Source organism: Prevotella sp. P6B4, from assembly GCF_000619985.1.
GTDB lineage: Bacteria > Bacteroidota > Bacteroidia > Bacteroidales > Bacteroidaceae > Prevotella.
On the sequence record NZ_JHVE01000017.1, the window covers coordinates 71,649 to 79,144 of the forward strand.

General features: G+C 53.8%; 4 protein-coding genes. 1 reads left to right on the forward strand and 3 read right to left on the reverse strand.

The features are described 5' to 3' along the window. Positions 1–93 precede the first annotated feature (93 nt). The gene (locus T491_RS18265) at positions 94–4,878 is read left to right on the forward strand and encodes a glycoside hydrolase family 88 protein (protein WP_081773362.1); all 4,785 of its coding nucleotides are present in this window, start codon (positions 94–96) and stop codon (positions 4,876–4,878) included. Between the two features lie 25 nt (positions 4,879–4,903). On the opposite strand, the gene T491_RS16435 is transcribed toward T491_RS18265, so the two are convergent. From T491_RS16435 to T491_RS17945, 3 genes are all read right to left on the reverse strand, one after another. Further along, positions 4,904–5,353, reverse strand: coding sequence for a D-Ala-D-Ala carboxypeptidase family metallohydrolase (locus tag T491_RS16435; protein ID WP_051523139.1), 450 nt, complete (start codon positions 5,351–5,353; stop codon positions 4,904–4,906). Beyond that, the gene (locus T491_RS0111595; protein WP_028904037.1) at positions 5,350–5,718 is read right to left on the reverse strand and encodes a hypothetical protein; all 369 of its coding nucleotides are present in this window, start codon (positions 5,716–5,718) and stop codon (positions 5,350–5,352) included. Before T491_RS0111595 ends, T491_RS16435 begins: the two co-directional genes overlap by 4 nt. Beyond that, positions 5,715–7,496: hypothetical protein (locus T491_RS17945; RefSeq protein WP_028904038.1), on the reverse strand; the 1,782-nt coding region annotated here is incomplete at its 5' end. The genes T491_RS0111595 and T491_RS17945, both read right to left, overlap by 4 nt.

The following is a 7,496-nucleotide window of genomic DNA, read 5'->3' on the forward strand; positions in this document are numbered from 1 at the left end:
GTAAGATTTTAGACTACAGTTAGTCCGTGGTTCACGATTTTGTTGTATATTTGCACCGAAATCGTAACTACGGACTAATAACGTTTACCAAATATGAAAAAATTATTTCAGATTGTGATGCTCTGTATGCTGACACCTCTGTTAGCTGCAGCCCAGCAGTGGAACGAGGCTCAATACAAGCAGATTGAGCAGAGTATCCGTACCCCCCAATTTGCCGATAAGGCTTATCTCATTACCAAGTATGGCGCAAAGACCGACAATACGGCTGCCAAGAACCAGAAAGCTATCCAGAAGGCTATCGACCTCTGTTCGAAAAAGGGCGGTGGCCGCGTGGTAGTTCCTGCAGGACAGAAGTTCCTGACGGGTGCCATCCAGTTGAAAAACGGCGTGAACCTGGAGGTGCAGGAAGGCGCTGTGCTCGAGTTCGTTTTTCAACCAGAACTCTACCCCATCGTCGAGACCTCGTGGGAAGGACTGGAGTGCTTCAATCTGTCGCCCTGCGTCTATGCCTACAAAGCCAAGGATATCGCTATCACAGGTAAAGGCACCATCGACGGTGGTGGCTCTAACGACACGTGGTGGCCCTGGAACGGCAATCCCCGCTTCGGATGGAAGGAAGGCATTGTCAGTCAGCGTGCAGGTTCACGTGCTCGCCTGTTGAAGGATGGTGAGGACGGCGTACCTATGTATAATGAGAAAGGAGAGCGCACACCTGAGCGCGTGTTTACTGCAAAGGACGGCTTGCGCCCACAGTTGGTCAGCTTCAACAAGTGCGAGGGAATCCTGTTAGAGGACGTAACGCTGCTGCGTTCGCCTTTCTGGGTGATTCATCCTCTGCACTCTACCGATATCACCGTTCGACGTGTAAAAATGATCAACGATGGTCCTAACGGCGATGGTTGCGACCCCGAGTGCTGCGACCGCGTGCTGATAGAGGATTGTTTCTTCAACACAGGCGACGACTGTATCGCCATCAAGAGCGGACGCAACCGCGATGGTCGCGAGCGCAACATGCCATCGAAGAACATCATCATCCGTAACTGTGAGATGAAGAACGGACATGGTGGCGTAGTGGTTGGCTCTGAGATTTCGGGCGGTTGCCAGAATGTGTATGCCCACGACTGTGTGATGGACTCGCCTGAACTGGAGCGTGTACTGCGTATCAAGACCAACAGCTGCCGCGGTGGTATCATCGAGAATATCAACATGCGTAACATCACCGTCGGCAAGTGTAAGGAAAGCGTGCTGAAAATCAATCTCGACTACGAGCATAATGAGATCTGCTGCCGTGGCTACTACCCCATCGTACGCAATGTGTACATGGAGAACGTGACCAGTCAGGAGTCGAAATACGGCGTACAGATCATAGGTTTGGATGAGGACACCTTCGTATATGACATCAACGTGAAAAACTGTCGCTTCAACGGCGTGAAGAGCGGCAACTTCATGAGCGGCAAGACCCGCAACGTGAACTTCGACCGCCTGTTTATCAACGGTTCGCTGTCGCTGCTCCAGGCACCCTATAAGAACTACTCGGAGTGGATGACCTACTCGGAGATGAAGCGCGTACCCAAGAGCTATCTGCTGGATTTCTCGCAGGCTCCCAAATGGAGCTACGTGATGGGTATCGAACTCGAGGGAATGCTCGACACCTATCTGAAATACGGTGGTGAGGCTATCCGCCAGTACTGTCAGGAATATACCGATACGATGATCAACGCCAAGGGCGACATCCGTGGCTATAACATTCTGGATTATAACCTCGACAATATCCGTACAGGTCATTTCGTAACCCGTATGTATCAGCAGTGGCCTGAGGCCAAGAATCTGATAGCCATGAAGACCATGATGAAACAGCTACAGAATCAGCCTCGTACCGTAGCCGACAAGGTATTCTGGCACAAGGCCATCTACGCTTATCAGGTATGGTTGGACGGCATATTCATGGGACTGCCCTTCCGCACACTCACAGCCCCTATCACTACTACAACTAAAGGAGCAAAGAGAGGTGACATCTTCAAGATATACGACGATGCTGTGAACCAGCTGAAGATAACCTACGAGCGTACACTCGACCCCAAGACAGGCCTGAACCGTCATGCTTACGACGAAACCCGCAAGACCTTCTGGGCTGACCAGGAGACAGGACTCTCACAGCACTGCTGGGGACGTGCGCAGGGTTGGTACTCGATGGCTCTTATCGAAGTGCTCGATGCACTGCCAGAGAACTACACCCGCCGTCAGGAAGTGATCGACCTGTTACAGAAGGATCTGGACGCCGTCATCAAATGGCAGGACAAGAAGACTGGCGTATGGTATCAGGTGATGGATCAGCCTGGCCGCAAGGGCAACTACTTAGAGTCGACCTGCTCGTCGATGTTTGCCTATGTGCTGCTGAAGGCTTACAACAAAGGCTACTTAGGCACGAAATACCGCGATGCCGGCATCAAGGCATATAAAGGCATCATCAACCGCTTTATCCGCGTTAACGAAGACAAGACGATATCGCTCACCCAGTGTTGTTCGGTAGCAGGACTCGGTCCGGCAGCCACACCCGAGGTGGAAGCGGCGCTGAAGAAGGTGAATCCCAAAGGAACAGTCAACGAGAACAAACGACGCGACGGCGGATTCAACTACTATCTCTCCGAACCGATTCGTGACAACGACGCAAAAGGCGTAGGGCCGTTTATATGGGCCTCGCTCGAAATGGAACAGTTAGGATACAATATCAACAACGTGACGGCCTCTATAGACCGTCACGCTGTTGTTAATCGCCATAACCCCGTCATCACACAAGCCGATTCCTTGGCATCGCTCTCCGTGGGTAACGGTCACTTTACGACAACGGTCGATGTGACAGGACTGCAGTCGTTTCCTGAAGACTACAAGAACGGCGTGCCCCTCTGCGCCATGAGCGACTGGGGCTGGCATCAGTTTCCCAACACCAAGCAGCTGACGCCTGCAGAATCGGAGAAAACCTTCGACTTCGGACATGGACATCAGGAGGTATATGCCGTGGAATACAAAAAGGCAACAGACGGACGCCACAAGGAAGCCACAGAGTTCTTTCGCGTGAACCCGCACCGTCTGAACTTAGGCGCCATAGGACTCTCGCTGAGACATGCCGACAACACACCTGTCGCCTTGAACGAACTGACAGGCATCCGTCAGGAACAGAAACTACTGGACGGCGAGATAGAATCGAAGTTCATAGTCGACGGACAACAGGTGGAAGTAACAACAGGTGTTCATCCTGCCAAAGATGCGCTCTACGCCCGTATCGTCAGTAAGCTGCTTACTGATCAGCGTGCCATTATCAGCCTGCGTTTCCCCTATCCTTCAGGCAATCATGCCGACGATGCCAGCGACTGGCACCAGCCACAGAAGCATCAGTCGGAGATTATAGAAAAAGGCACACAGAAAGCCCTTATCAAGCGCACCCTCGATGCCACCACGTATTACGTGCTACTACAATGGGAAGGGCGCGCCACACTCGATGTATGCGGTCCGCATGCATTCGAGCTGACTACTCAGGACGAGGTGCTGACCGTGTCGGCTGAATATCTGGATGCGCAGCCCGCCAAAGACCTGGCATTCGAGTACGACCAGTATCACAAGGCAGCATTGCGCTTCTGGAATGCCTGGTGGAACGCAGGTGCCATCATCGACTTCTCACAGTGTACCGACCCTCGCGCCAAGGAACTGGAGCGCCGCGTGGTACTGTCACAATACCTCACCCAGATTAACTGCGCCAATAATATGCCGCCACAGGAAACCGGACTCACCTATAACAGTTGGTTTGGACGTCCGCACTTAGAGATGGCATGGTGGCACATGGTTGATTTTGCTCTTTGGAACCGTCCTGAGGTACTGGCACAGATTATGAAATGGTATAACGACGTAGCTTACCCCGTAGCCCGCCAGATAGCCACACGACAAGGATTCAAGGGCGTGCGCTGGATGAAGATGACCGACCCCTGGGCTGGCGAGGCGCCTTCAAACACCGGCTCCTTCCTCATCTGGCAACAGCCCCACTACATCTACATGGCCGAGGAACTATATCGCGCCTATCCCACTGCCGAGACCTTAAAGACCTATGGCGAGCAGGTAGAGGCAACGGCCGAGTTCATGGCCGACTACGTGACCTACGATGCCCGTCAGCAACGTTACATCCTGAAGGGCGCTACCGCCATGCAGGAGTGCATGACCAAAGACATCTCGTATAATCAGCCCTTTGAGTTAGCCTATTGGCAGTACGGACTGAAGGTGGCGCAACAGTGGCGCGAGCGCCAGGGCAAGCCCCGCATCGCCAAGTGGGACGATATCATCGCCAAACTCTCACCACTGCCTGAGTCTAACGGCATCTACACAGCAGGCATCCAGATAGGTACCGACAAGCAGCACGAGGCCTTCGACCCTTTCGATGCCACTGGCAAGAAGATCGAGACCTTTGCCGATAAGTGCCGCAATGATCATCCCGCCGTGCTGGGCGCCTGTGGCATGCTGCCTTCCAGCAGTCTATACAGCAAGGCACAGATGCAGCGCACCCTCAGCTGGGTGATGCAGCACTGGAACTGGCAGACTACCTGGGGATGGGACTACGGCATGATAGCCATGACCGCCGCCCGCTTAGGCGATCCAGAGACAGCCCTCCAGGCCCTGCTCATCAACACCCAGAAGAACACCTACCTGCCCAACGGACATAACTTCCAGACAGGCGACCGTCTGCGCATCTACCTGCCCGGCAATGGCGCCCTGCTCACAGCCGTAGCCATGATGTGTGCGGGCTGGGATGGTTGTTCAGAGCCGCTAAACCCCGGCTTCCCCAAGGATGGCCGCTGGAACGTCCGCTGGGAAGGACTGCAAAGAATGCAATAAACCACACGGGTGACAGATGTCACCTTTAAATTAGCAAAACCTTTCTGCGATTGCCTGTCTGTCGCACGGCGAAGTGCAGCCAGATGGCGCCGCTGTCGTTTCGCTCTATCAGCAGCTCGTCGAAATCCTCCTGGCTCTCGTCTGCGATGTCGAGCAGGATGGTGGCATAGCGGATGAGTTGACAGATATCCTTCACCTTGATATCAGCCGCACCCCCTGTCAGGTGATTGCTGGTGGCGACACCGCCTACGGCCTTGTTAACCTGGGGCGAGCGAAAGGCGCTGTTGATGATAATCGGGTCGTTACCCCCACCATAGCGGCTGTTCCACTCACTGCGCAGCATCTCCAACCAGCCACAGAGGCGCTTCAGATTAGCTACTTGTGCCTCGTTGGGCACGTTATTTAACTTCACGTTCGTCTTGGTTAACTCAGCGAGCGAAAAGTGCTCGCTGAGGTTGATACTTACATTATTCATATTCTCTTCTTTTTGTTTACGTTAATAGGTGTACTATTAGGGAATGCGATACTATAGGCAGAGTCGAGGGCTTTCAGACTGATTTTCCAAAAGCTGATGCCCGTACGTACAGCTACGATAGCACGCAAGAGTTCGCGATGCTTGCGCGGATAGAGACTTGGCAGCGGCAACTCGTTCCAGCCCTCCTGCTCGCACAGATGGCATACCTCCCAGATAAAGTCATCACTTATTGCAGGGCCGAACCATGTTTTCAACACATTGCGTATGCAGTAGCGCTTACATTGCCCGCCCAGCAGGCGCCTTGTGCGCTCCAGCCGTAGCCAGAGCTGCACAAAGCATTCTTGGGTATTCTCAATATCAATCATAGGTTGGCGTACTTTTGTTTAAACTGCTCGGTTTTACAATATCGGCGACTCACCTCGTCGTACACCAGATGTCCGCGGGTTTGCCATTGGCGTAGGGCACTGTCGCCGTCGCCTTGCCTGCCTTGTTGCTGGCGCATCAGCATGTACTGTTCGCGGGTAAACTCATCGGGCAGCAGGCTCAGCAGGTTCTTGGGTCCGCTTCGGCGCTGTATCTCAACCTCCTCACGCAACTCCTTCTCCAGCTGGGCACCAAAGTACAGCATCTTGCACCATAGGTTGTACTGCTCGCTCCAGCGCACAAAGTCGGCTATCGTCTTGTCCCAGCGGTAGCCATGGGCCACATACAGCAGCATGCCTTTTAGCCACGAGATGACGTTGGCACGATACGACAGCACACGATAGGCCTCGCTCTCGAACAGCTTGGCAGCCTCCTTGTTCTCCAGTCGGATGTCGAGCGAGAGTTTTTTAGCCTGCGGACACTCAATGAGCCCGCTGGCAGCCTCCAATCGGTCGATGTATGGCTTTAGTTCGGCAGCAAACTGCTCATCGTAAATGCCCTGGATGGGCGGGTCGTCGTCATCATCGGCATCATTACGGATAATGGTGGCCACATCCAGTCGCCCCACGGTACCATCGTTCACCATCTTATAGAAGAACTTACGGGCGTTGGGCGGCGTGGTGCTGGCGTTGAAATTCCACCTGAGCGGGGCGATGCCCGATACCGAGTCGGCACCCACGCGCTCCTGACCTGCCAGCGAATTATCAAAGGCTTTGCGTATCAGCAGGCCCACCTCATCCACCGAGTTTTTCGATGTCACCTTTTTCAGCGCCTCTACCTCGTCCACGATGGTGTAGATGTAGCGCTGGCCGTTGTTGTGGGCATCTACGATGCGCTGGTTAAACACGGCATCGGTCAGGTTATCGATAAGCATCTGTATGCAGATATCCACGGGGCGCGGATCCTTTTTCTGCTTACCGCTGGGGTTCTTGCGTTTCCACTCGGCCTCACGCTCGCGGTTGGGCTGATCGCACTGGCGAATATCCTCCATAATGTAGTCGATAGGCTTTTTGATCGAGCCCTTACCTATACTCTGACGGCCCACCAACAGATTCATGAATGTAGCCTCGTGCTCCACGTTGTCCCAATAGCGGAATTTCACACCGTGCAGGTGTGCGCCCAAGGCTGGGAACACGGCACTGGCCACGGCTGGCTTATAGTACCAGGGCACGTTTTTGGTCAGCAGACGGATGAGCGGCGGCAATCGCTTGGGCATAGGCGGCGGTGCGGTCATAGTGCCGCCACAGGCCTTTACGCCTGCCTGCGATTTCAGTGCTTGCAGCACCTGTTTCAGTCGGTACGGCATACCCTTTCGCGGCTCTTTCAGGGCGTTATCGATGGTTTTGCGATACTCAGCCATATCGGCCTCGGTGCAGGTGCCATCGGGCGCAGCCCAGTAGTTGGGTATCACCTGCATCAGCTGTCCCAGATCGTAACCGCAGATGGAGCGTAGGGTAACCGCCAACTCAAAGGTCAAAGCATTCCTATCGCCTATTACGGGCGCCTTGCCCCCATTGTACAGTTCCCAATACTTGGCGATAATCTCGGTAAACGGCATGCCGTTATACATGGCATTGACATTGTAATTAGGTGTAACCGATGTTTCTGAACTGTCACACTGTATCACTGTATCAGCCTGTTCGGCGAGCTCAAAAATCGCATCATCCAGATAAAGCAAATCGGCCTCGGTTGTGGTGAAGAACACGCGGGTGATATCCTT